15 protein-coding genes and 1 riboswitch are annotated in these 24,558 nt (G+C 34.3%); of the genes, 9 read left to right on the top strand and 6 right to left on the bottom strand.

All coding sequences use genetic code 11. The features are described from left to right. Window positions 1–116: 116 nt before the first annotated feature. Together JM658_RS14045 and JM658_RS14040 are read left to right on the top strand one after the other, a co-directional pair. Entirely contained in the window at window positions 117–3,143 is a 3,027-nt protein-coding gene (locus JM658_RS14045; RefSeq protein WP_236959916.1) for a tetratricopeptide repeat protein, read from the top strand. A 57-nt stretch (window positions 3,144–3,200) separates the two neighbouring features. Further along, complete coding sequence (locus JM658_RS14040) at window positions 3,201–4,952, top strand: TonB-dependent receptor (RefSeq protein WP_236959915.1); 1,752 nt, start codon at window positions 3,201–3,203, stop codon at window positions 4,950–4,952. A gap of 201 nt (window positions 4,953–5,153) precedes the next feature. On the opposite strand, the gene JM658_RS14035 is transcribed toward JM658_RS14040, so the two are convergent. After that, the gene (locus JM658_RS14035) at window positions 5,154–7,376 is read right to left on the bottom strand and encodes an FUSC family protein (RefSeq protein WP_236959914.1); all 2,223 of its coding nucleotides are present in this window, start codon (window positions 7,374–7,376) and stop codon (window positions 5,154–5,156) included. Window positions 7,377–7,538: 162 nt separating this feature from the next. Here JM658_RS14035 and JM658_RS14030 point away from each other — a divergent pair, with 162 nt between their 5' ends. Further along, a complete protein-coding gene (locus JM658_RS14030; protein ID WP_236959913.1) occupies window positions 7,539–9,158 on the top strand; it encodes an amidohydrolase in 1,620 nt (539 codons plus the stop codon). A 34-nt stretch (window positions 9,159–9,192) separates the two neighbouring features. Then, window positions 9,193–9,801, top strand: a complete 609-nt coding sequence (locus JM658_RS14025) for a hypothetical protein (protein ID WP_236959912.1) — start codon at window positions 9,193–9,195, stop codon at window positions 9,799–9,801. Window positions 9,802–9,902: 101 nt separating this feature from the next. Here the strand turns inward: JM658_RS14025 and JM658_RS14020 are convergent, their stop codons facing one another. After that, the gene (locus JM658_RS14020) at window positions 9,903–10,445 is read right to left on the bottom strand and encodes a DUF2911 domain-containing protein (RefSeq protein WP_236959911.1); all 543 of its coding nucleotides are present in this window, start codon (window positions 10,443–10,445) and stop codon (window positions 9,903–9,905) included. Window positions 10,446–10,696: 251 nt separating this feature from the next. On the opposite strand from JM658_RS14020, the gene asnB reads away from it, so the two are divergent. After that, the gene (asnB, locus tag JM658_RS14015) at window positions 10,697–12,367 is read left to right on the top strand and encodes an asparagine synthase B (RefSeq protein WP_236959910.1); all 1,671 of its coding nucleotides are present in this window, start codon (window positions 10,697–10,699) and stop codon (window positions 12,365–12,367) included. 358 nt (window positions 12,368–12,725) lie between these two features. Further along, window positions 12,726–14,666 carry a DNA topoisomerase (ATP-hydrolyzing) subunit B gene (gene gyrB / locus JM658_RS14010; RefSeq protein WP_236959909.1) on the top strand — a complete coding sequence of 647 codons (1,941 nt, stop codon included), beginning with the start codon at window positions 12,726–12,728 and terminating at the stop codon, window positions 14,664–14,666. A 75-nt stretch (window positions 14,667–14,741) separates the two neighbouring features. On the opposite strand, the gene JM658_RS14005 is transcribed toward gyrB, so the two are convergent. Next, a complete protein-coding gene (locus tag JM658_RS14005; protein ID WP_236959908.1) occupies window positions 14,742–15,536 on the bottom strand; it encodes a hypothetical protein in 795 nt (264 codons plus the stop codon). Between the two features lie 211 nt (window positions 15,537–15,747). Here JM658_RS14005 and JM658_RS14000 point away from each other — a divergent pair, with 211 nt between their 5' ends. The 3 genes from JM658_RS14000 (at window position 15,748) to metE (ending at window position 22,752) form a co-directional block, all read left to right on the top strand. Next, window positions 15,748–16,674, top strand: a complete 927-nt coding sequence (locus JM658_RS14000) for a malate dehydrogenase (protein ID WP_236959907.1) — start codon at window positions 15,748–15,750, stop codon at window positions 16,672–16,674. 153 nt (window positions 16,675–16,827) lie between these two features. Continuing rightward, a complete protein-coding gene (gene secDF / locus JM658_RS13995; RefSeq protein ID WP_236959906.1) occupies window positions 16,828–19,800 on the top strand; it encodes a protein translocase subunit SecDF in 2,973 nt (990 codons plus the stop codon). Window positions 19,801–20,117: 317 nt separating this feature from the next. Further along, a riboswitch (cobalamin riboswitch) is annotated at window positions 20,118–20,298 on the top strand. 144 nt (window positions 20,299–20,442) lie between these two features. Beyond that, window positions 20,443–22,752 (top strand): 5-methyltetrahydropteroyltriglutamate--homocysteine S-methyltransferase, encoded by a 2,310-nt coding sequence (metE, locus tag JM658_RS13990; RefSeq protein ID WP_236959905.1) that lies wholly within the window; start codon window positions 20,443–20,445, stop codon window positions 22,750–22,752. Between the two features lie 86 nt (window positions 22,753–22,838). Here the strand turns inward: metE and JM658_RS13985 are convergent, their stop codons facing one another. From JM658_RS13985 to yidD, 3 genes are all read right to left on the bottom strand, one after another. After that, window positions 22,839–23,333: a DUF192 domain-containing protein gene (locus JM658_RS13985; RefSeq protein ID WP_236959904.1), complete on the bottom strand. Its 495-nt coding sequence runs from the start codon at window positions 23,331–23,333 to the stop codon at window positions 22,839–22,841. Beyond that, complete coding sequence (gene lgt, locus JM658_RS13980) at window positions 23,330–24,160, bottom strand: prolipoprotein diacylglyceryl transferase (RefSeq protein ID WP_236959903.1); 831 nt, start codon at window positions 24,158–24,160, stop codon at window positions 23,330–23,332. The genes JM658_RS13985 and lgt overlap by 4 nt, the downstream gene beginning before the upstream one ends. 115 nt (window positions 24,161–24,275) lie before the next feature. Further along, window positions 24,276–24,500: a membrane protein insertion efficiency factor YidD gene (gene yidD, locus JM658_RS13975; protein WP_236959902.1), complete on the bottom strand. Its 225-nt coding sequence runs from the start codon at window positions 24,498–24,500 to the stop codon at window positions 24,276–24,278. Between the last annotated feature and the right edge of the window lie 58 nt (window positions 24,501–24,558).

The raw sequence follows: 24,558 nt of genomic DNA, 5'->3' as shown, positions 1-24,558 counted from the left end.
AAACCGACGATTTTGTAGTATATGCTACGAAATATTGAAATTAAATAGAATCAACTTATATTGATGTTTTAACATCGAAATAATTAAACCCAAATATAGGGATTAAACTAATTTTTATGAATCTGACCAACAAAGGATTTACTGTGCTATTAGTACTTGGAAGTACTTTTTCTTTTGCACAACAATCAAAAATTTACACGTACGATCAAAAAGATTTTCATGAGGCTTTAGATTTATATAACAAAAAGCAGTACCAGGCTTCCCAAGTAATTTTCGAAAATGTAAAGAGAGCTACTACAGATGCAGAAACGGAAGCTAATGCTGCATATTATATAGCCAACGCTGGGATCCGCACCAATCAGTTGGGGGCAGATAAGCTAATGGAAGACTTTGTGACTAATTATCCTACTTCAACAAAAAGAAATTCTGCTTATTTAGATGTTGCAGATTATTATTTTAATCAGGCTAAATATCCAAATGCTTTACATTGGTATGATCTTGCTGAAGATCAATCGATGAGTGCTTCTGAACGTGAAGAATTTAACTTTAAAAAGGGGTATTCTTTGTTTGTGGCTAAAAAGTATGCGCCAGCTAGAGAGTATTTAGAGCGTGTTTCTGCTTCTCCAAAATATGGTTCTCAGGCGAAATATTATATGGGGTATATGGCTTACCAAGGAGATGATTACAATCAGGCGAATGAATATTTTGATCAAGTTTCTGGTAATCAAGAGTTGAATAAAAATTTATCTTACTACCAAGCTGATATGAATTTTAAGCTCGGAAACTTTGATAAAGCAATCACTTTAGGTAAAGAGCAATTAAATTCAGCAGATAGAAATGAACTTTCAGAATTAAATAAAATTATAGGGGAGAGTTATTTCAATAAAAAAGAATACGAGGCTGCCATTCCATATTTAAAAGAATATAAAGGAAAGAGTGGAAAGTGGAGTAATACCGATTTCTATTTACTAGGATATGCATATTACAAGCAAGGAGATTATGAGTCGGCAATCGGACAATTTAATAAGATTGTAGAGGGGAATAATTCGGTAGCTCAAAATGCATATTACCATTTGGGAGAATGTTATTTAGAGACTGATAAAAAGCAAGAGGCGTTGAATGCCTTTAGAAATGCTTCACAAATGGATTATGATGCTCAGATAAAAAAAGATGCCTTTTTAAATTATGCCCGTTTGAGTTATGAGATTGGGAATCCTTATCAGAGTGCTCCTTTAGTTCTTAGTAATTATTTAAATGAATATCCAAAGAGTGAAAATACACAAGAGATTCAAGAGCTTTTAGTAGATTCATATATTACATCTAAGAATTATGATGCTGCTTTAAAACTATTAGAAAGTAATAAGAATTACAGTACAAAAACGACCTATCAGAAAGTAGCTTTTTATAGAGGATTAGAACTTTATAATGAAGGGAATTATGATGAGGCGCAAGGGTATTTTGCTAAATCAGCAAAAGAACAACAAGATCCAGTTTTTACAGCGAGAGCAACTTTTTGGAATGGAGAAGTGTCTTATTTAAATGAAGAGTATGACGAGGCTATTATTAGCTTTAAGCAGTTTGATCAGAATGCAATGGCTGCGCAGACTCCAGAATTTAAAAACTTAGATTATAATTTAGCATATGCTTATTTCAAGCAAAAAGATTACAGTGAGGCTGCTAGTCATTTTAAATCTTTTATAGCTGCCGGTAATAAAGATGATGTAGAGCGAATAAAGGATAGTTATTTGCGAATGGGAGATAGTCAGTTTGCAGCTAGTCAATATTGGCCAGCGATGGAAGCTTATAATAAAGCGATTGAATTGGGAGGAGAGCAAGCAGATTATGCACACTTCCAAAAAGCGATTAGCTATGGTTTTGTAGATAGAAATGAGAAGAAGATAAATGAATTAGAATCTTTTGTAAACGATTTTCCGAAATCTCCATTAAGAGATGATGCTTATTACGAGCTTGGAAATACATACATAAATGATAACCAAACACAAAAGGGAATCGATGCCTACGGGAAGCTAGCTTCCGAGTATAGTATGAGTTCTTTTGTGCCGAAAGCAATCTTAAAAGAGGGACTTGTTTATTATAACAAAGGGGAAAACGAGAAAGCTTTAAGTCAGTTTAAAGCAGTTGTTAGTAAATACCCGAGAACGCCAGAATCTTTACAAGCCGTTTCTACAGCAAAACAAGTTTATGTAGATGAAGGTCGTGTAGGTGAATATGCTTCATGGGTAAAAGGATTAGATTTTGTAAATGTTACAGAAAGTGAGTTGGAGAGTGCTTCTTTTGAAGCTGCTGAGCGACAATATTTACAAGATAAAAATGCTGCTGCAGAGAAAGGTTTTGAAGCTTATCTAAATGAATTTCCGAAAGGAACGAACGCTTTGAAATCACATTTTTACTTAGCTCAGCTAAATTATAAAGAAGGAGATAAAGCAAAAGCGTTACCACATTATGAGTATGTGGTTAATGAGAAAAGAAATGAGTTTTCTGAAGAATCTTATGTAAGAGTAGGAGAGATATATTTAGATAATAAGAATTATAACAAAGCAATTACAGTTTTAAAGAAATTAGAGCAGGGAGCAGATTTTCAGCAAAATATCATCTTTGCACAGTCTAATATCATGAAAGCTAGTTATGCATTGAAAAACTACCCGCAAACTATTTCTTATGCGGAAAAGGTACTTAATACTCCTAAGGTAGACGATCGAATAAAAAGTGATGCTTATACCATGATTGCTCGTTCTGCAATTGCTACAGATGATGAAGTAAAAGCTAAAAAGGCTTATGCAGAAGTTCAAAAGATAGCTACAGGAGAGCTGGGGGCAGAGGCTTTATATTATGATGCTTATTTTAAAAATAAAGAGGGAGATTATAAAGCTTCTAATGTTGCAGCGCAACGATTAGCAAAAGACTTTTCAGTATATAAAGAAACGGGAGCAAAAGGATTAATTATTATGGCTAAGAATTTCTTTGCCATGGATGATGCTTTTCAAGCAACCTATATTTTACAGAGTGTAATTGATAATTTCTCGCAGTATCCAGAAATTGTAAATGAGGCCAATACGGAACTCTCTATTATAAAAACTAAAGAGGCTCAGAGAAATTCTTCTGTTAATCCAAATCAAAATTAAGCTTGTTTTATGCAAACGAATCAATTAATAAGAGATAACGATATACCACGATATAAAATGCGCAAGAATTTAATACTAAGTGCACTACTAATATTATCTAGCAGCTATTTTGTAATGGCTCAGGAAAAAGAAAATAATAAGGAAGAGGAAGATATAGGAACTGAAGTGGTAAATGTGGTAAAACCATATACGCCAACTATTTCTGATGCTAATAAAATTCAGGAGAAACCACCCTTAAACGATTCTATTACAACAGCTACAAAAGATATTAATTATACTATTTTTTCTGTACCGGTAGCCTCTACTTTTACACCTTCAAAAGGAAAGGCAACAGGACTCCAGAAAGCGGCAAGAGAGCGTTTATATAATTCCTATTTGTCTTTAGGGTTAGGGAATTACAATACTGCAAAACTAGACTTTTACACGAGTCGTGATTTTAATAGAGATGAGAGCTTAGACTTAATGTTAAATCATCATTCTTCACAAGGAGGAATAGATGATGTGGCTTTAGATGATAAGTTTTACGACACTTCTTTGGAGGCATATTATAGAAAAAGAAACCGTTATATGAGCTGGGGAGTAAATGGAGGTTTTAAGCATCAAATTTACAATTGGTATGGTGTGCCAGCAGAAATTCAGGAGAGTGTTATTAGCGATATTGATGAAAAGCAAAGCTATTACACGGCTTTTGTAGGAGCGAATATGCAATTTGAAGATTCTTATTTTACTGGTGGAGAAGTGTATTACCGTCGTTTTTGGGATGGATTTAGTTCTGGAGAGAATAGAGCGGTTTTACAACCAAAATTTCAATTTCCAGTAGGAGAAGAGTTGATGAATTTAGATGTTGAAGTAGATTATGTAGGAGGTAGTTTTGATAGAGAATATGCTAACACAAATGATATAAATTACAGCAATGTTTTTGCAGGAGTAACTCCAAGTATTCAGATTTTATCTGATAAACTTACCTTGAATTTAGGGGCTTCTGTTGTTTATAATCAAGATATCGAAAATAGCGATGGCGATTTCTTTTTCTATCCAGAAGTAGATGTAGCTTATAATATAGTTGAAGAGTATGTAACCGCATATGGAGGAGTGAAAGGAGACTTGCAACAAAACTCGTATTACGATTATGCACAAGAGAATCCTTATATCTCTCCAACAATAGATATAACGCCAACGGATCAGAAGTATAATGGTTTCGCAGGGGTTAAAGGACGTTTTCTGCCAAATGTAGGTTACAATTTAAGAGGATCGTACATAAAAGAAAATGATAAAGGTTTGTATCGCTCTAATAGCTCTCATGGCTTAGATGATTCAGGAATCGTTAATAATGAAGGATATGCTTATGGAAATTCATTTGAAGTAATCTATGATGACGTTACCACTATTTCTGTATTTGGAGAGATTAATGTAGATATAAACCGTAACCTAACAATGGGAATAAACGGAGAGTTTGCAGATTATAGTTCAGATGATGAAGCTGAGGCATGGAATTTACCAGCTATTAAAGGTTCGTTGTTCGGAAATTATTCAAAAGGGAAATGGTCTGCTGGATTGAATGCTTTCTATGTAGGTGAACGTAAAGACTTGGTTGGGAATATAACTTTACCTAGCAGTCAGGAGTTGTCTATAGAGAATTTAGATGGTTATTTCGATTTGAATGCTAATATTGGGTATGATATTACAGCTCAATGGTCGGCATTTATAAAAGCGAATAATATAACGGGTTCTCAATATAATAGATTGGTTAATTATCCGGTACAAGGATTTCAAATCTTAGCAGGTGCAGCCTATAAATTTGATTTGTAGGATACAGTTAAGAAGTTTGAAAGTAAAAAAGTTAAAAGTTAAAAGTTAAAAGTTGAAAAGCAGGAAAGTAGGAAAGTAAGAAAGTAAGAAAGTAATAAGTTAATTAGGAAGTAGAATTAATTGTTACTGTCTTATATGAACTACGAATAAAATATAAAAGAGTTAAGGTGATTTATCTTAACTCTTTTTTTATGGGTGTTTTTATTGTTTAGAATACTCTTTAATGGCTGTATGTAAGTTTTTCGATAAATTATGTAGCCACTCTAATTGTTCTGAGATGATTCTAACTTCTTTTAGTCGTTCTCTGAGCTCGGTATTGATTTCTAGTAGTCCAGCATCAATTTCACTATTTCTTTGTTGAGATAAATCTCGAAATACTTGATTTAGATAATTTTTAGCTTCTTCTAGATTCAGATCATCTTCTTTTTGAATAGGTTTATTTTGAAGCATTCCGCCGCAATAATTCAGCTCATTATCAATTGCCTTCATATAAGTGTCAAAATACATAGTAGCATCAGTAGTGTGATGAATCTGTATATAAGTTCCTAAAGATGCTGTAGCAGATAGTAAGGTGTTTTGAGTTACAACAATTTCGTATAGTTTATTTAAGTTTTGTTGTTTCCATTTTGGCTCCTGTGTCATTCTTTGAAAACCAGCATGTAGATTTCCAATGGCTATAAAAGCATGTTTTCTAGAGATTTTATAAGGCGTTTTAACGGTAGCTTTATCATGATATAGATTCTTAACCTCCTCTAAATATTTTTTATTTGTGAGTACAGCCTGCTGGATTAGATTGGTTATATTCTGACTTTCCCAAGCAGGCCATAAAACTAAGTTTGTAATACTAGCAAGCCCAGCTCCAATTAAGGTATCTATCATCCTGAATTTAATAATTGTAATAGCGTCTGGAGACAGCATTGCATATACAAAGATGATAGTAAGTGTAATAAAAGTAGCCGAGGCTTTATAATTTTGCTGAATAAAGGTGAAAGATAATGTCATTGTTATAAAAGTGATAGCAATGTACACAGTCTGATTGTCGGTAAGCAATACAATTCCACCTGCGATGGCTCCTCCAATTAATGTACCTACAATACGTTGCCTAGATCGGTCTTTTGTAAGAACATATCCAGGTCTCATAATAACAATTATGGTAAGTAAAATCCAATAGGCATGTTGTAGAGAAAAAATGCTTCCAATAGCATATCCCGCTAGAACAGTAACTACCAAACGAAGTGAGTGTTTAAAAATGGGAGATTTTAAAGTGAAATTTTCAAGCAATATCTTATAACTATAATCTTGACTCGTAATAAACTTAAGGCGTTCGTTTCTTTTTAAAATTGAAATTTCATTGGTAACATTATCCTTTACAACTTTTTTAATTGTATTTATTTTTTGAGACTGACGCTCGGTATAATCGTATAGGTTTCTCAGGATTAATATTTCCTCTCTATTTTTTTTAAGATCGATATTCAGTTTTAAATTTTCTATAGATTGATGGGAAGTAGCTAATAAATCTTCAATTTCAGTATTATCAGGAATCTCTTTCCCTAATGATATGTATTCTGAGATCTGTTGAAGCCTATTTGCAACCAGTTCCATTGTAGATGCTATCTGTATGGCTACTTTTTTAAAGGCATCACTGCTATTGTCAAATTTTTTGTAATTAAGGGGGTTTGCTACTGCAAACTCTAAAATATCGATAAGCTCTATAAAAACTAAGAGTTGTTGTCTCCTAGATTTTCTGGAGCCAGATCGTTGCCGCTGACTTAAAAGTAGTGCTCTTAAGGTTTCATGTTTCTCATTGAGTTCATTTTGTAAACTCAATTGTTTATTTAATGCATTCTCTCTGTCTATGGCAGAAAGTAGCGCTACACGAGTACTAAGATATTCCGCAGTAAGCTGCATGCATTCAATAATAAGTTCTTCACTATACTGCTTGGTTCTAGTGTTTTCAAAAATCAAGGAAATTAATAAATACCAGAGTCCACCACCGATAATATAAAAGGCGTTATAAAAAATATCAATACCAGTAAGCGGATGCGCAAAACTTAATGCAACAGCAAGGAGTCCAGAAAAAGCAATTAAAGAAGCTCTAAAACCATATACGGAAATATAGGAATTTACAAAAACTAAAATAGCAAGTGTAGGGATAAGTAGATATGGGTATGGTATCGTTAAATGTATCGTTATATAGCTAATTACAGCTAAGGATAATGAAATTAATATTCCGTAGATATGGTGTTTTTTATTCCCGGGAATATCACTCGAAGATGCAAGAAGTACACCAAAAGCAGCACCAGCTCCAATTGTCATATTCAAATAAAAGTAGCAAAAAGCAATAGCACTAAAAGCCGCAGTGGATATTAGTAATCCTTTGGTGAAATTATAGCTTTTTAAAAATTGTGTAATTCTTTGTATCATTCATTTACTTCTGTTTTACAAAGGTACATTATTAGTTTTATGTGTATTAATCTTCTAATCTCACATTTTAATAAGCTCTTGGCGCTATTCTTATGTTAGAAACACCCATATTATAAAATACATTTTATCTTTGTTTCAAATAAACCATTAATAATCTCATTTATGAAAAACCTATTTTTATTAAGCGCATTTTTAATATTGATTTCTTGTGCTAAGAGCGAAACTGTAGATTTAGTAGTTTTAAATGCTAATGTTTATACTGTTGATAGTGCGATGTCGAAAGCTGAAGCATTTGCTATTAATAACGGGAAATTTGTTGCTGTTGGAACTTCAGAAGAGATTTCAAAAAAATATACTTCTGATCTTATTATGGACTTTGAAGGAGAACCAGTTTATCCAGGGTTTATAGACGCACATTGTCATTTTTATGGTTTAGGGTTGCAAGAACAAAATGTAGATTTAGTTGGGACAGAAAGTTATGATGAGGTTTTAGAGCGTATCCAGCAGTTTCAAAATGAACGTCATTTAGATTTTATTATAGGAAGAGGATGGGATCAAAACGATTGGGAAGTAAAAGAGTTTCCAACCAAAGAAGAATTAGATCTTATTTTTCCTGAAACGCCTGTAGTTTTATCTCGAATAGATGGTCATGCTTATTTAGTGAATCAGAAAGCGTTGGATTTAGCGGGTATTACGGCAGAAACTGTGGTTGATGGTGGTGAGATAGTAATTGAAGATGGAGAAGTTACAGGGGTTTTAATAGATAATCCAATGAGTCTTGTGGATAAGATACTTCCAGAAATCACAACAAGTGTAGCAGCCAAAGCTTTACAAGATGCTCAAGAAATTTGTTTTGATTATGGATTAACAACCGTTAATGATGCCGGACTTGATAAAGAAACAATTTTACTTATCGATAGTTTACAGAAGTCTGGTGCTATAGATATGAGAGTGTATGCAATGATAAGTAATACAAAAGAAAATGTAGATTACTTTTTAGATCGAGGAATTTTAAAAACAGATAAGTTGGATGTGCGCTCTGTAAAAGCATATGCTGATGGCGCTTTAGGATCTCGTGGAGCCGCTATGAAATCCCCTTATTCTGATAAACATAATCATTTTGGAGCAATGGTAACTCCAGTTGATCAAATATATAGTCTTGCTGAAAGATTGTCTAAAACAGACTTTCAATTGAATACACATGCAATTGGAGATTCTGCAAATGTTGTGGTGCTTAGAGCGTATGAGAAAGTATTGGCTGATAAAAAAGATAAACGTTGGAAAGTAGAGCATGCTCAAATTGTAGATGAAAAGGATTTCGATTATTTCTCTAATAATATAATTCCTTCTGTACAGCCAACACACGCTACTAGCGATATGTATTGGGCAGAAGATAGAGTAGGTTCGGAAAGGATTAAGGGAGCGTATGCTTATAAAAAATTATTAGATAAAGCTGGAACGATAGCATTGGGAACAGATTTTCCAGTAGAAAGAGTAAGTACATTTTTAACTTTTTATGCTGCGGTGGCTAGAAAAGATACAAAGGGATATCCAAAGGGAGGTTTTCAGATTAAAGATGCTTTAAGTCGTGAAGAGGCTTTAAAAGGAATGACGATTTGGGCTGCATATTCCAACTTTGAAGAGGATGAAAAGGGAAGTATAGAAGTAGGGAAGTTTGCAGATTTTATAGTTTTAAATAAAGATATAATGGAAGTTCCTGAAAGTGATATTCCAAATCTAAAAGTAAATAGAACCTTTGTAGGGGGGAAACAAGTGAAATAATTTTCTATATTTAAGACTCCTATTAGAAGTACTTATGTTTAGAAAATTTATTGTTTTTATTGTTGTTATCTCTTTTGCCTCTTGTTATCATGCTTCCTATAATACGAGTTCAGGTTCCAAAGGAGCTCTCGATTTTTCTCAAGGAAGATGGGTGTTAAATGACGCTACATGTGAAAATTGTGATAATGATGCGTTGGAAGAGATGTTAATGGGTTTTCTTAAAGATTGTGCTAAGGATGCTATAGTAGATATTCATCAAGAGCGACAAAAAAACCTTATAACATCAAAGATTCCATTTGAACCTAGCGAAAAGGAGTTAAAATTATTACATGAAGGAACAGATGCTTCTTACCTAATTACTGTTGAAGGAAAAGTAATAAAAAGTGAATTTACAGGAATGGGCTATGAGAACGATATTCCTTTAGCTGATGATGATAATATTGCTGAGGTGTCTATTGCTTTTTATGATTTAAAAACTCAAACACAGATTCATTATATAAATACAAGAGGGTCTGTTTCTATTTCAAAAGATGAAGATGATGATGATCCAGACTTTGTTTTCGCTCCTACTTCCTATAAAATATTGACAAAATCGATGAAGAAGAACATTAAAAAAATTAAGAAAAACTGTAAATGTAAATGAGTTTAGGAAGCTAGTGTATGTTATTTTCTTATTCTCAAATAAAAAAACACCCCTGAAGTAATGACCTCAGGGGTGTTTTTAGATAACTCAAGGAGTTATTGTTATTTTATAGTAAAAGGAACTTCTACACGTGCCTTATCCCATCCCATAATTAAATTAGCGCCAGTATCTGTATTGCTAAAAGTGATAGAAAAAGATTCTAAAGACTCGTCACCTTTTCCAGCAGGAACGTTTAGACGAGCAACATCGTTTGCTTCATTATAAGAATAAGCACCCCATACATCAGTGTCTTTGCTAATAATGATTGTCCATTCTGTTTTTCCTGGAATTGTAAATAAACTATAAGTTCCAGCAGCAATTTGCGTGTCACCTAAAGCAACGTCTTGGAAAAATTTAATTTCTGTAGCTTCATTAGCTCCAGTTCTCCAAACATCTCCGTATGGAGCTAAATCTATCCCAACAACTCTTCCTTTTAATTGAGGTCTTCCGTAAACAACCTTAATAATTGGAGGGGCCTTTTTATCAGCTTTAAAATAGGCAATATCAGCAGGACTTTTGTCTAGTCCGCTAAATTTCTGTGCTTCAACTTGTGTTGTGAATGATAATGCAGCTATGAATAACATAGCGAAAATAGTTTTTTTCATGTTTAATTTTTAATGATTAAAGCTAATAAGTTATTTGTAATCTTACATAAGTATAGTATAGTAAAATTACGAGAACTTACAAATTTTAATGAAAAAGCTTCATTTTTTTTGAATAAAATTTTAAATTCGATCGTAATCACGATTTTTAGTTAATATATGTAAGTCATAATGCTTTATTCGTTTGTAATATGAAACTAGTATTGCATATTTGTCTTATAAATAATCAGAAATAAAAAAATCAATATATAGTTATGTGTGGAATTGTTTGTGCATTCGATTTAAAAGAAAAGGCGGAAGACTTAAGGCCTCAGTTATTAGAAATGTCTAAAAGAGTACGTCATAGAGGTCCAGATTGGAGTGGGATTTATAGTGATGAAAAGGCTATTTTAACGCATGAGCGTTTAGCAATTGTAGATCCAGCCTCTGGAACTCAGCCTTTAATTAGCGATGATGGTAAGCTTATTTTAGCTGCAAACGGAGAAATATATAACCATAGAGATCTTCGTAAGCAGTTTGAAGGGAAATATAACTTCAAAACAGAATCAGATTGTGAGGTAATCTTAGCGTTATACAAAGAAAAGGGAGCCGACTTTATAGATGAAATGAATGGAATTTTCGGATTTGCTATTTATGACGTTGAAAAAGATGAGTATTTTGTTGCTCGTGATCATATGGGGATTATTCCACTTTATATTGGATGGGATAAAAATGGTACTTTTTATGTAGCCTCAGAATTAAAAGCGTTAGAAGGTGTATGTAGTAAAATTCAGCTTTTTCCTCCTGGACATTATTTGCATAGTTCTGATGGAGAGTTTAAAAAATGGTATGTTAGAGATTGGACAGAATATGATGCTGTAAAGGAAAATGAAACAAGCATTCAAGAAGTTAAAGATGCATTAGAGGCAGCGGTTCACAGACAATTAATGTCAGACGTGCCATACGGTGTACTTCTTTCTGGAGGATTAGACTCTTCTGTTACTTCTGCTATAGCTAAGAAATATGCTGAAAAAAGAATAGAATCAGATGACACTTCTGAAGCATGGTGGCCAAGACTTCATTCTTTTTCTGTAGGATTAGAAGGATCTCCAGATTTGGCTGCTGCTCAAAAAGTAGCAGATCACATAGGAACAGTGCATCATGAGATTAAGTTTACAATTCAAGAAGGATTGGATGCTATCAAAGATGTAGTTTACAACTTAGAAACATACGATATTACAACCATTAGAGCTTCCACTCCTATGTACTTAATGGCTAGAGTGATTAAGTCTATGGGGATAAAAATGGTATTGTCTGGAGAAGGTGCAGATGAGTTATTTGGAGGATATTTATACTTCCATAAAGCTCCAAATGCACAAGAGTTTCATGAAGAAACGGTAAGAAAGCTTAGTAAGTTACATATGTATGATTGTTTACGTGCAAATAAATCTTTAGCTGCGTGGGGTATCGAAGGACGTGTGCCATTCTTAGATAAAGAATTTATGGATGTAGCTATGCGTATTAACCCACAAGACAAAATGATTAACGGAGAGCGTATGGAGAAATGGGTTGTTCGTAAGGCTTTTGAAGATTATTTACCAGAGAGTGTTGCTTGGAGACAAAAAGAGCAGTTTTCTGATGGAGTAGGATATAGTTGGATAGATACTTTAAAAGAAGTTGTAAATGCAGAAGTTAGCGATGAGCAATTAGCAAATGCTAAATTCCGTTTCCCAATTCAAACTCCAACTTCTAAAGAAGAGTTTTATTACAGGTCTATTTTTGCTGAACACTTCCCATCGGATGCAGCAGCACTTTGTGTGCCTCAAGAAGCATCGGTAGCTTGTAGTACTCAGATTGCTTTAGAGTGGGATGAAGCTTTTAAAAACATGAACGATCCTTCTGGAAGAGCGGTAGCAAAAGTTCACGCAGATGCCTACCAAAAGTAGAAAATAGTCGTTTGTTTAAATTATAAAAACAACAAAACCTCTTGTTTAAGAGGTTTTGTTGTTTTTTGAGTTTTTAGGAAATGTTAAAATCCGAATAAATGCATTCTAAACTAATTTTAAGAGCTTCTAAGAGCTTTTTTAAGTAATCAACAATTGTTGATAATTTTAACTGCTTTATGCTTAAAAGCTTTTAGAACAGGCTTAATTTTCGTATATTTGTGAGTATTCAAAAAGATGCACCTAGTGCATTTTTTTATGTATAAATGTTTCAAAAATAAGTATTAATATAAGAGATTTAAGAGACTAGCTTCTTTGCTTGTTTTTTAGGTTTTTCAATTAATTTAGAAAGGATAATTTTATGAGCGAAGAAATTAAAAAGAACAATTATTCGGCGGATAGTATCCAGGCGCTAGAAGGAATGGAACATGTTCGTATGCGTCCATCGATGTATATTGGAGATGTAGGGGTAAGAGGTTTGCATCATTTGGTATATGAAGTTGTAGATAACTCTATTGATGAAGCTTTAGCTGGACATTGTGATACGATACGTGTTGTTATAAATGAAGATAATTCTGTTACTGTTGAAGATAACGGTCGTGGGATTCCTGTAGATATTCACAAAAAAGAAGGAATTTCAGCATTGGAGGTTGTAATGACTAAGATTGGTGCTGGAGGTAAGTTCGATAAAGATTCTTATAAAGTTTCTGGGGGACTTCACGGAGTTGGGGTTTCTTGTGTAAATGCGCTTTCTGAGAGTTTAAGAGCTACGGTTTATAGAGAAGGTGTTATTTGGGAACAAGAATATGAGAGAGGAAAATCATTATATCCAGTTAAGTCTGTAGGTGATACAGAACTTAGAGGAACAATGGTTACTTTTAAGCCAGATCCAACAATCTTTAAGCAGACATTAGAATATAGTTACGATACTTTAGCGGGTCGTATGCGTGAACTTTCTTTTTTGAATAAAGGAATTACTATCACGTTAACAGATATGCGTGTTAAAGGAGAAGATGGAGAGCCTATATTTGAGAAATTTCATTCTGAAGAAGGTCTTAAAGAATTTATAAAGTTCTTAGACGGTACTCGTGAGTCGCTAATTAGTGATGTGATCTCTATGGAAGGGGAGAAGAATGATATTCCTGTTGAAGTAGCGATGGTTTATAACACTTCTTTTAGCGAAAACTTACATTCGTATGTAAATAATATTAATACTCATGAAGGTGGAACGCATTTATCTGGTTTTAGACGTGGTTTAACTACAACACTAAAAAAATATGCGGATGCTTCAGGGTTATTAGATAAATTAAAGTTTGAGATTTCTGGGGATGACTTCCGAGAAGGACTAACGGCAATTGTTTCTGTTAAAGTTGCAGAGCCTCAATTTGAAGGACAAACGAAAACAAAACTAGGTAACAGAGATGTTACATCTGCTGTATCTCAGGCTGTTTCAGAAATGCTAGAGAATTATTTAGAGGAGCATCCAGACGATGCTAAAATAATAGTTCAGAAAGTAATTCTTGCAGCACATGCTAGACACGCAGCTCGTAAAGCTCGTGAGATGGTGCAGCGTAAAACTGTAATGAGTGGTGGTGGACTTCCGGGGAAACTATCAGATTGTTCAGAACAGGATGCTGAGAAATGTGAAGTATTCCTTGTCGAGGGAGATTCGGCGGGTGGAACTGCTAAACAAGGTCGTGATAGAAATTTTCAAGCTATTCTGCCTCTTCGTGGTAAGATTTTAAATGTTGAAAAAGCAATGCAACATAAGGTTTTCGAGAACGAAGAGATTAGAAATATATATACAGCTCTTGGGGTTACTATTGGTACGGAAGAAGATAGTAAAGCTTTAAATCTTGATAAACTACGTTACCATAAAGTAGTGATTATGTGTGATGCCGATGTCGATGGTTCGCATATTGCTACTTTAATTCTAACATTCTTCTTTAGATATATGAGAGAATTGGTGGAAAGAGGATATGTTTATATTGCTACGCCTCCATTATATTTAGTTAAAAAAGGAGCTAAGAAAGCATATGCTTGGAGTGATAAAGAACGAGATGAGTTGGCTCAGCAATACGGAGGTAGCGCAGGGATTCAGCGTTATAAAGGTCTTGGGGAAATGAATGCGGAGCAATTGTGGGATACTACAATGAATCCAGAGTTTAGAACTTTGCGTCAAGTAACTATAGATAGCGGTACAGAAGCAGATCGTGTATTCTCCATGTTAATGGGAGATGAGGTTCCACCACGTAGAGAGTTTATAGAGAAGAATGCAGTTTATGCAAATATTGATGCCTAACTAAAGGTATAGATTAGATATAAAAAAAGTGCTGTCCTTTTAAAGTGCAGCACTTTTTATTTGGATTGTATGTGCTTAATGATTTTCATGTTTTTGATGGTCTCCATGCATGTCGTGTTCACTGCTTGTGTGTCCGTACATTTGATTCCAGACATCGTCTGGGTTGTCAACAAAAACATAAGCATGTGTCATCCATCCAAAAACAACTGGCAAGAAACGGCCTTGATATTTTGAGCATTCAGAAGCTGTTGTAACTTTGCTTGTAGGTCCGTAAACAGGAGATCCGTCAGGAAATGTTTTCTTCCATTGTTCTCCATCCCAAATAGGTTTAGGGACGCATACATTTTTATGTAAATGCCATTGCGTTACAGAAAGAGGAGCTCTTTCGTTCATTTCTTTTTCTGATGCATCAACAGGAGCAGTTATCATAGCACCGATAAGCTTCCATCCATTGCCATCTCTTTCGTATAAAATAGACCCAGGCTTTTCAGAATTGAATTTTTTATTTTCTTTAGCTGAAAATTTTCTATTTACAAGATGAACAATATTCATATCAGCAGGAGGTTCAGGAGGGAAAAATTCATATCCATCAGACTTGGCAACCTCTATATCTTTGTATTTAGCAATATTTTTTTTGATTACTCTAGCCAAGCTATCTGCTCTTTCTTGATCTCCATCTTTGGGAGGCATAATTGCTGTCATCGCCATGTGCGGATCGTTTGGCATTGGCATTAAAAGGTGATTTACTTTAATATCAGAATCTGGAGCAGAAATTGCATTTACAACAACTTTATCTATTGTAGAAGCGCAGCTGAGTAAACTAATAAAACTGATTGCAATCAGAATGTTTTTAAATGTGGTTGTTTTCATATAATTAGATTTTATTTCTATAACCTAAAAGGTTTAGATATATTTTCAATTATTGTGCCAATAACCTTTTTAGCTTTCTAATAAATTACAGATATCCAAAATTTGTGTTCTTTTTATAACATATTTAATATTTTTCAAAGCTACTTGTTGTGTTAAAATTAGTAGCTTTGTGTTTTCAATAGAATCGTTTAAATAAATAATATATAAAAATATGAAAGTTACAGTTGTAGGAGCAGGAGCGGTAGGTGCTAGCTGCGCAGAGTACATCGCAATTAAAGATTTTGCATCAGAAGTAGTAATATTAGATATTAAAGAAGGTTTTGCTGAAGGTAAAGCAATGGATTTAATGCAAACAGCTTCTTTGAATGGTTTCGATACTAAGATTACTGGTACTACTGGTGATTATAGTAAAACTGCAGATTCTGATATCGCAGTAATTACTAGTGGTATTCCTCGTAAACCAGGAATGACTCGTGAAGAGCTTATCGGAATTAATGCAGGGATCGTAAAAGACGTTTCTAGTAACTTGATTAAGCATTCTCCAAATGTAACTATCATTGTAGTAAGTAATCCAATGGATACAATGACATATTTAGTTCATAAAACAACTGGACTTGCAAAGAATAAAATTATCGGAATGGGTGGTGCTTTAGATAGCGCACGTTTTAAATACCGTTTAGCAGAAGCTTTAGGAGCTCCTATTTCTGATGTTGACGGAATGGTAATTGGAGGACACAGTGATACTGGAATGCTTCCTTTAACGCGTATGGCAACTAGAAATAGTGTAGCTGTTAGCGAATTTTTGTCGGAAGAGCGTTTAGAGCAAGTAAAAGAAGATACTAAAGTTGGTGGAGCTACATTGACTAAATTATTAGGAACAAGTGCTTGGTATGCTCCTGGTGCAGCGGTATCTGGACTTGTACAAGCAATTGCATGCGATCAGAAAAAAATGTTTCCTTGTTCAACTTTATTGAACGGAGAATACGGGTTGTCTGATATCTGTATTGGAGTTCCTGTAATTTTAGGAAAAGATGGAATTGAAAAGATTGTTGAAATAGAACTATCTGATGCTGAGAAGACTAAAATGCAAGAAAGTGCAGATGGAGTTAGGAAAACAAATGGACTTTTAGAGCTATAAAAAGCTAATAATTCGATTAGATATTGAAAAATCCTACAAATATTTTTTTGTAGGATTTTTTTGTGCTTTAAATCTTCAAAAAAATAATTGTCAGTTCATAACGTAAACGCTATATTTGTCCGTTTTTAAAATTGACCATTAAATAAATTTAGAATGCAGAATAAAGGACTTATTAGGCTGTTTGCTATTTTGTTTGGTATTGTAAGTATTTATCAACTTTCTTTTACTTTTGTTGCAAATAAGGTAGATGATGAAGCTGAAACTTACGCGTTAAACAAGATTTCAGATGCAGAAGAGAACTACGTAGCGAAGCGAGAAGCCGAAGAATCTAGGTATTTAGACTCCCTAGGAAATGAAGAGGTATTTAGCCTTGGATTTGCTGATTTTACCTACAATGAGGTAAAAGAAAAAGAATTAAACAAAGGACTTGACCTTAAAGGTGGTATCAATGTTATTCTTCAAATATCTGTAAAAGATATCTTGAAAGGATTAGCGAACGATACTAAAGACCCTGTTTTTAACAAAGCGTTGGCGCAAGCAGATGAGGCTTCAAAAAATAGTCAAGATGATTATGTTGACTTATTCTTTGCTGAATTTGAAAAGGCTAGTGCTGGTTCTACAAAATTAGCATCTCCAGATATTTTTGCTAATAAATCGTTGAGCGAAGAGATCAACTTCCAAATGACAGATGATCAAGTTCAGCCAATTATTAGAAGAAAAATTGATGAGTCGATTGTATCTGCATTCGAAGTATTGCGTAAGCGTATCGATAAGTTTGGAGTTACACAACCAAACATTCAGCGTTTAGGTACTTCTGGACGTATCTTGGTAGAATTACCAGGGGCTAAAGATGTAAATAGAGTACAGAATTTACTTCAAAGTACAGCACAGTTAGAGTTTTGGGAAACTTATAAAGCAGACCAAGTAGCTCCTTTCTTAATTGCTGCTAATAATACTTTAAAAGATATTGTTGTTACTGATAAAAAGGATGATGTTAAAGAAGAAGCTACTTCTGAAATCGATTCTTTATTGTCTGATGCAAATCAAGATTCTTTAGATGTTGCAAACCAAGTGAATCCACTTTTCGATCTTATCGTTAGTGGTGGAGGGCAAGGTTCTCCAGTAGTTGCAATGGTTGCTACTAAAGATACTGCAAAATTCGATGAGTATTTAAAAATGCCTCAAGTTAGGCAACAACTTCCTAATAACTTACAATATGTGAAATTCGCATGGGGGATTCCTCCTAAAGATACACAGGTTGTAGAATTGTATGCGTTGAAAGCTAATCGTGAGAACATTCCAGATATGAGCGGAGATGTTATTACAGATGCTTCTCAAGCTTATGATATGGCAGGAAGACCAGCAGTTTCTATGCAGATGAATTCTCGTGGAGCTAAAATCTGGGAAGAACTTACAGGAAAAGCATTTAGAGAGCAAGGTAATATTGCTATTGTTTTAGATAATATTGTTTACTCTGCACCAGGAGTATCTAAGGGAGCAATTTCTGGAGGTAGTTCTGAGATTTCTGGAAACTTTACGTTAGAAGAAGCAGACGATTTAGCGAATGTACTTAGAGCTGGTAAATTACCTGCTTCTGCAGACATTATCCAGTCGGAGGTTGTAGGACCATCATTAGGACAAGAGGCTATTAGTAGTGGTATGTTCTCTTTCATCGTAGCAATGGTATTAGTATTGTTATGGATGTTACTATATTATGGTAAAGCTGGTATTTTTGCGGACATCGCACTTGTATTTAATATTATTTTAATATTTGGTGTGCTTGCAGGATTAGGTGCAGTTCTTACATTACCTGGTATTGCCGGTATCGTTTTAACAATCGGTATGTCGGTGGATGCCAACGTAATTATATTTGAGCGTATTAAAGAAGAGTTACGTGCAGGAAAAGGACAAATGCAGGCAATTGCAGATGGATTTAGTAATGCATTGTCTTCTATTTTAGATGCAAATATTACAACAGGATTAACAGCTATTATCTTATTATTGTTCGGAACAGGACCTATACAAGGTTTTGCAACTACTTTAATAATAGGTATCGCAACTTCTTTATTTACTGCAATCTTTGTTACTAGATTATTAGTAGAATGGAATGTAAAAGGAGGTAAGAATCCATTAACATTTACAACTTCTATAACTAGATCTTTACCTAAGAATCCTAATTTCGATTTCTTAGCAAAAAGAAAGAAAGCTTATATTATATCTGCCATCTTAATTGTAATTAGTTTAGGTTCTTTATTGACTAAAGGACTTGAAGGTGGTGTGGATTTTGTTGGAGGACGTTCGTACCAAGTACGCTTTGTAAACCCAGTGAATCCTTCTGATATAGCTAATGATCTTAATGACGTATTTGGAAACACAGAGGTGAAAACTTTTGGAGATGCAAATCAGGTTAAGATTACTACAAAATATAAGGTTAATGAAGAAGGAACTGCTGTTGACATAGAGATTCAAAAAGGTCTTTATGAAGCAGTTAAAAAGTACCTTCCAGAAGGTATTACTTATGAAGACTTTTCTAAAGGTAGTGGAGAGGACAAAATTGGAATCTTACAGTCTATCAAAGTAGGTCCAACAATTGCAGATGATATTAAGAAAAATGCGGTTTGGGCTATTATAGGATCTCTTGCAGTTGTATTCTTATACATCTTACTACGTTTCCGTAAATGGCAATTCTCATTAGGAGCTGTAGTTGCAGTTTTCCATGATGTTTTAATAGTATTAGGGATCTTCTCTCTTACATCTAGCATCATGCCATTTAATATGGAAATCGATCAAGCTTTTATAGCGGCGATCTTAACGGTAATTGGTTACTCGTTAAATGATACCGTAATTGTATTTGACCGTATTAGAGAGGTAGTTAGAGAAAAAGGATGGAGAGGCGGACACAATGCTAATGAAGCATTGAACAGCACTTTAAGTAGAACCTTGAATACCTCTTTAACTACATTAGTAGTGCTATTATCAATATTTATCTTCGGTGGAGAATCTTTAAGAGGATTTATGTTTGCCATGATTGTTGGTATTGCTGTAGGTACATATTCATCATTATTTATTGCAACACCAGTTATGTTTGACACTTTAAAGAAAAAAGGTGATAAAATAACTGAATAGTTATAAAATATATAATTTCTTAAAAGGGCTACCTATTTCGGGTAGCCCTTTTTTTGTAATAAGGATTGTAGCGGGTAGCTTTTGCTATTTCTTTCTGCTATTACCCCTTTTTAACCTTGATTTAGCTTGTTTTGCTGACTTCTCCTGTAGTTTCTTTGTAATAGCAAATACTTCGAGCGGAAAGCCTGGTATCTTCTTTTTTCTAGAAGATAATTACCCTAATCATTTTTATAACAATTTTTATACAAGCTGTTTTTAAAGAATATCTTTTCTATTTAAATATTATGTAGCTTTACACCGATATATGTTCTTTACATATCGATCAATCTAATTGCGGTTTTACTTTTACGTAGATTAATAGGGAATTGTGTGAAAATCACAAGCTGTCGCGCAACTGTAAGTAACAAACCAGTTTTTATCAATAAATCCACTGTCTAACGATGGGAAGGAGGTAGAAATGTTACAAGCCAGGAGACCTGCCGAAATTAAAATGATGCTGCTTTCGCGACCTGAAGCAATATTCAAGAATTGATAGTTTTTACACCTTATTTTTAATTTGGTGTATGCTGCTATTGAATTTTGTTTTAGTCCGTAAGCGCCTTGTAAAGGATCAAGAGTGTTTAATAGATTAAAAACAAAAAAATGATCACACAAAATTTAGGGTACCCGCGAATAGGTGCTAAAAGAGAGCTTAAAAAAGCTTGTGAGAACTATTGGTCTGGAAAGACTGATATTGATTCGCTGTTGGAAGAAGGAAAGCGTCTTCGTGCAGAAAATTGGAAACTTCAAAAGGAGGTTGGTATAGATCTTATCCCCGTAAACGACTTTTCGTTTTACGATCAAGTATTAGATATGTCTTTGGCTTTAGGAGCCATTCCGCCACGTTATTCTGAGGTTCTTTTGGAAGAGGATAATCAATTGGATCTTTACTTTGCCATGGCTCGTGGTTATCAGAAAAATGGTTTTGATATTACTGCTATGGAAATGACTAAGTGGTTCGACACCAATTATCACTATATAGTTCCAGAGTTTTATAAGAATCAAGAATTTCAATATACTTCTACAAAGGCGGTTCAAGAATATAAAGAATCTATAGCATTGGGAGTGGAAGCTAAGCCTGTTTTAATAGGTCCTGTATCTTATTTGCTGCTTGGGAAGGAAAAGGAAGAAGGCTTCCATCGTTTGGATTTAATAGATCGCTTGCTTCCTGTTTACTGTGCAATTATTGCTGAATTACAAGATAATGGTGCTAAAAATATCCAGTTGGATGAGCCGTTTCTTGTGATGGATCTAAATGAAAAGGAACGTAAAGCTTTTCAATCTGTTTATGCAACTCTAGCTGAAAGATTTCCAGAAATATCTTTTTTTCTAACGAGCTATTTTGGTTCACTCGGAGATAATCTAAATTGGGTTTTAGAGCTTCCTGTGGCCGTTCTTCATCTTGATCTTGTAAGAGGAGGTAACGAAGTGATTTCTTCGTTAGAAAGCGCTCCAGATAGTTTAAAATTCTCTTTAGGAATTGTTGATGGACGAAATATTTGGAAAAATGATTTTGAAGCTTCTTTGTTGTTGCTAAATGAGGCAAAAGAAAAAGTAGGTGAAAATAGGTTGATACTTGCTCCTTCTTGTTCGTTATTGCACACTCCATTTGATCTCGATAATGAGACTACATTGCCTTTAGAAGTTAAAAATTGGATGGCTTTTGCCAAGCAAAAGATCAAAGAGTTGAAAGTGATTTCGAATTTGGCTTCTGGAGTTAATAATGATGCAAATAAAAAGGCTTTGGAGGAGAATAAAAAAGCGATGATTTCTAAAAAGGAATCTAAACTGATTCTTAAAGAGAAGGTACAGTATGCGGTTAGTAATATTACCCCTTCTCAGAGTAAACGAAATAGTAAGTTTACGGATCGGCAGATTTTGCAGCAAGAGAGTTTAAGGCTTCCTTTATTGCCAACAACAACTATAGGTTCTTTCCCGCAAACAAAAGAAGTGCGATTACTGAGATCTAAACTTAAAAATGCTTCATTATCTCAAGACGAATATAACAATGCTATTACTGCGGAAATTAAAAAAGCAATAAAATGGCAGGAGGAGATCGGTTTGGATGTATTGGTGCATGGCGAGTTTGAGCGTAACGATATGGTTGAATATTTTGGGGAGCAGCTAGATGGTTTTGCTTTTACAAAATTTGGCTGGGTGCAGAGTTATGGATCTAGAGCTGTAAAACCGCCAATTATTTACGGAGATGTAGATAGGTTAGAGCCAATGACGGTTGCTTGGACAGCATATGCTCAAGAATTAACAGATTTACCTGTAAAAGGGATGTTAACGGGACCTGTAACCATTTTACAATGGTCTTTTGTGAGAAATGATCAGTCTAGAGAAGAAACTACGAATCAGATTGCGCTTGCAATTCGAAAAGAGGTGGTTGATTTGGAAGCTGCTGGAATTAAAATTATTCAGATAGATGAGCCTGCAATACGTGAGGGTCTTCCTTTACGAAGAGCAGATTGGAAGGGGTATTTAGATTGGGCAATTAAGGCATTTAGAATTACTGCTTCTGGTGTAAAAGATGCAACTCAAATACATACCCATATGTGTTATTCTGAATTCAATGATATCATAGAAAGTATTGCAGATATGGATGCCGATGTGATTACGATTGAGACTTCTCGTTCTCAAATGGATTTATTAGATGCATTTGTAGACTTTGAATATCCTAATGAAATTGGACCAGGGGTTTATGATATTCATTCTCCAAGGGTTCCTAATACTGAGGAAATGGAAAATCTGATTAAGAAGGCAGCCGATTTATTGCCTATAAAAAATATTTGGGTAAATCCTGACTGTGGATTGAAAACAAGAGGGTGGAAAGAAACTAATGATGCTTTGGTGGCTATGGTAAGTGCCGCTAAATCGTTACGAGAAAAGTTTCAAGTGGAAGTTTCGTAGTTTCTGTAAGTGATTAAATTATCATGCTGAGCTTATCGAGGGATTTATGCAAAACCTTCGGTAGGCTTAAGCTGATAATAGTTTTATTATATTTTTTGAAAGCTTATGCGGTCTCCTTCAGTAAGTTTCCAGCTATCTGCCGTACCTCCGTTGAGTTCTAATACATATTGAGCAGGAAGTTTAGACGGAAGTGATGATTCGTTCATTGGATGTGCATTTTTTACCATGCTAACAATCTTTAAGTGGCTATTTATATAGATAATATCTAAAGAAATTTCAGTGTTTTTCATGTAGAAACTACGTGGTTCTTCGTTTTTAAATATAAAAAGCATTCCCTGTTTTTCTTCCATGGAAGAGCGATACATAAGTCCCGTTTGACGCTCATATTCGTTGTCTGCAATCTCAATATCAATTCCGTCTTTTATAAGCGTATCCCCTTTATAAATAGATAATTCTCCTTCTTTAGTAAAAGAAACCTCTTCTGTTTTTATTTCTTTTTGAGAAGAATTTGTGTTGCAACTAACTAACGATAAGCACAAAAAAATAAAAGCTAATAAAAGGCGGATTAAAAAGTTGATCATGATACTTTTTTTGACGGTTTAAAGAAAAACATAAGGTAAAACCCAAGAAGTACAAAAGGAATACTAAGCCATTGACCTGTGGAGAATACGCCAAGAACCGATTCGAATCCACCTTGAGATTTTTTATAGAATTCTGCAATGAAGCGAACTGTCCAAGTTAATACTAACCACATTCCAAACATATATCCTAACTTGTCTTTCTTATCGGTTTTCCAATACGTGAAAAACAAAATAATAAATACAAATACGTATCCAAAAGCTTCATATAATTGGGCTGGGTGTCTTGGAAAAGATTCTCCTAATTGCTTAAAAATTACACCGTAATCAGTTCCTGTTGGCTTCCCTACGATTTCTGAATTAAAGAAGTTCCCTAATCGCACAAAAACACCTCCAATAGCTACAGGAATTGTTATTCTGTCTAGAATCCATAGCATTGGTTTTTTTATCACTTTTTTGCTGTATAAATACATAGCGATGATAACACCAATAGCTGCACCGTGACTAGCAAGCCCTCGGAAACCAGTAAACTCAAATGTTGGACTGAATTGGAATGGTAAGATAATGCTAAGAGGATCTTCTAAAAACATACTTGGCTCGTAGAAAATAAAATGCCCTAATCGAGCACCAATAAGTACAGAAAGAACCATATAAATAAACAGAGAATCTAGCGCTTCTTCTGACTGGTTTTCGTTTTTGTATATCTTTTGCATTAAGAACCATCCTAATGTAAAAGCAATAACAAACATTAAACTATAATAGCGTAATTGGAAAAAACCAAGGTCTAAAAGAACCCCGTTAGGATCCCAAGTGATACTTAAAAAGTGCATTCTCGTTTATTTTGAGGTAAATATAACTAATTGATGTTTTATGGTAAAGATAAATTTTAGGAATAAACGCAAAGTTTTGTTAAAGGAAAATAGCAGAGCAGTTTCAATTCTTTTGTTACGGTACTGGGTCGTAACCAGAGCTTCCCCATGGGCCGCAACTAAGAATCCTTTTAGCAGAAAGCCAGCCGCCTTTAAAAAGGCCATGTTTTTTTAGTGCTTCTAGCGTGTATTGAGAGCATGTTGGCGAATATCGACAAGTAGCAGGGGTAAATGGCGATATTGCCGCTTGATAAAAGCGAACTAAAAAAATAAAAGGAGCTATGAGTATTTTTTTTAGCAATTTGTTTTTTTAAAGTATAAAAGTTTGAAAGTTACTAAGATGTATTGAATCAGCTTAA

It is taken from the genome of Joostella atrarenae, assembly GCF_021764745.1.
Lineage (GTDB): Bacteria > Bacteroidota > Bacteroidia > Flavobacteriales > Flavobacteriaceae > Galbibacter > Galbibacter atrarenae.
Note: the sequence above shows the minus strand (reverse complement) of the source record. Positions and strands in the feature narration are given on the sequence as shown.

Excerpts from the sequence above, each read along its gene's own strand:
- JM658_RS14040 (WP_236959915.1), top strand. The coding sequence starts at position 3,201 with ATGCGCAAGAATTTAATACTAAGTGCACTACTAATATTATCTAGCAGC.
- JM658_RS13985 (WP_236959904.1), bottom strand. The coding sequence starts at position 23,333 with ATGATCAACTTTTTAATCCGCCTTTTATTAGCTTTTATTTTTTTGTGC.
- lgt (WP_236959903.1), bottom strand. The coding sequence starts at position 24,160 with ATGCACTTTTTAAGTATCACTTGGGATCCTAACGGGGTTCTTTTAGAC.
- JM658_RS14025 (WP_236959912.1), top strand. The coding sequence starts at position 9,193 with ATGTTTAGAAAATTTATTGTTTTTATTGTTGTTATCTCTTTTGCCTCT.
- JM658_RS14020 (WP_236959911.1), bottom strand. The coding sequence starts at position 10,445 with ATGAAAAAAACTATTTTCGCTATGTTATTCATAGCTGCATTATCATTC.
- gyrB (WP_236959909.1), top strand. The coding sequence starts at position 12,726 with ATGAGCGAAGAAATTAAAAAGAACAATTATTCGGCGGATAGTATCCAG.
- JM658_RS14000 (WP_236959907.1), top strand. The coding sequence starts at position 15,748 with ATGAAAGTTACAGTTGTAGGAGCAGGAGCGGTAGGTGCTAGCTGCGCA.
- JM658_RS14005 (WP_236959908.1), bottom strand. The coding sequence starts at position 15,536 with ATGAAAACAACCACATTTAAAAACATTCTGATTGCAATCAGTTTTATT.
- metE (WP_236959905.1), top strand. The coding sequence starts at position 20,443 with ATGATCACACAAAATTTAGGGTACCCGCGAATAGGTGCTAAAAGAGAG.
- JM658_RS14030 (WP_236959913.1), top strand. The coding sequence starts at position 7,539 with ATGAAAAACCTATTTTTATTAAGCGCATTTTTAATATTGATTTCTTGT.
- JM658_RS14035 (WP_236959914.1), bottom strand. The coding sequence starts at position 7,376 with ATGATACAAAGAATTACACAATTTTTAAAAAGCTATAATTTCACCAAA.
- asnB (WP_236959910.1), top strand. The coding sequence starts at position 10,697 with ATGTGTGGAATTGTTTGTGCATTCGATTTAAAAGAAAAGGCGGAAGAC.
- JM658_RS14045 (WP_236959916.1), top strand. The coding sequence starts at position 117 with ATGAATCTGACCAACAAAGGATTTACTGTGCTATTAGTACTTGGAAGT.
- secDF (WP_236959906.1), top strand. The coding sequence starts at position 16,828 with ATGCAGAATAAAGGACTTATTAGGCTGTTTGCTATTTTGTTTGGTATT.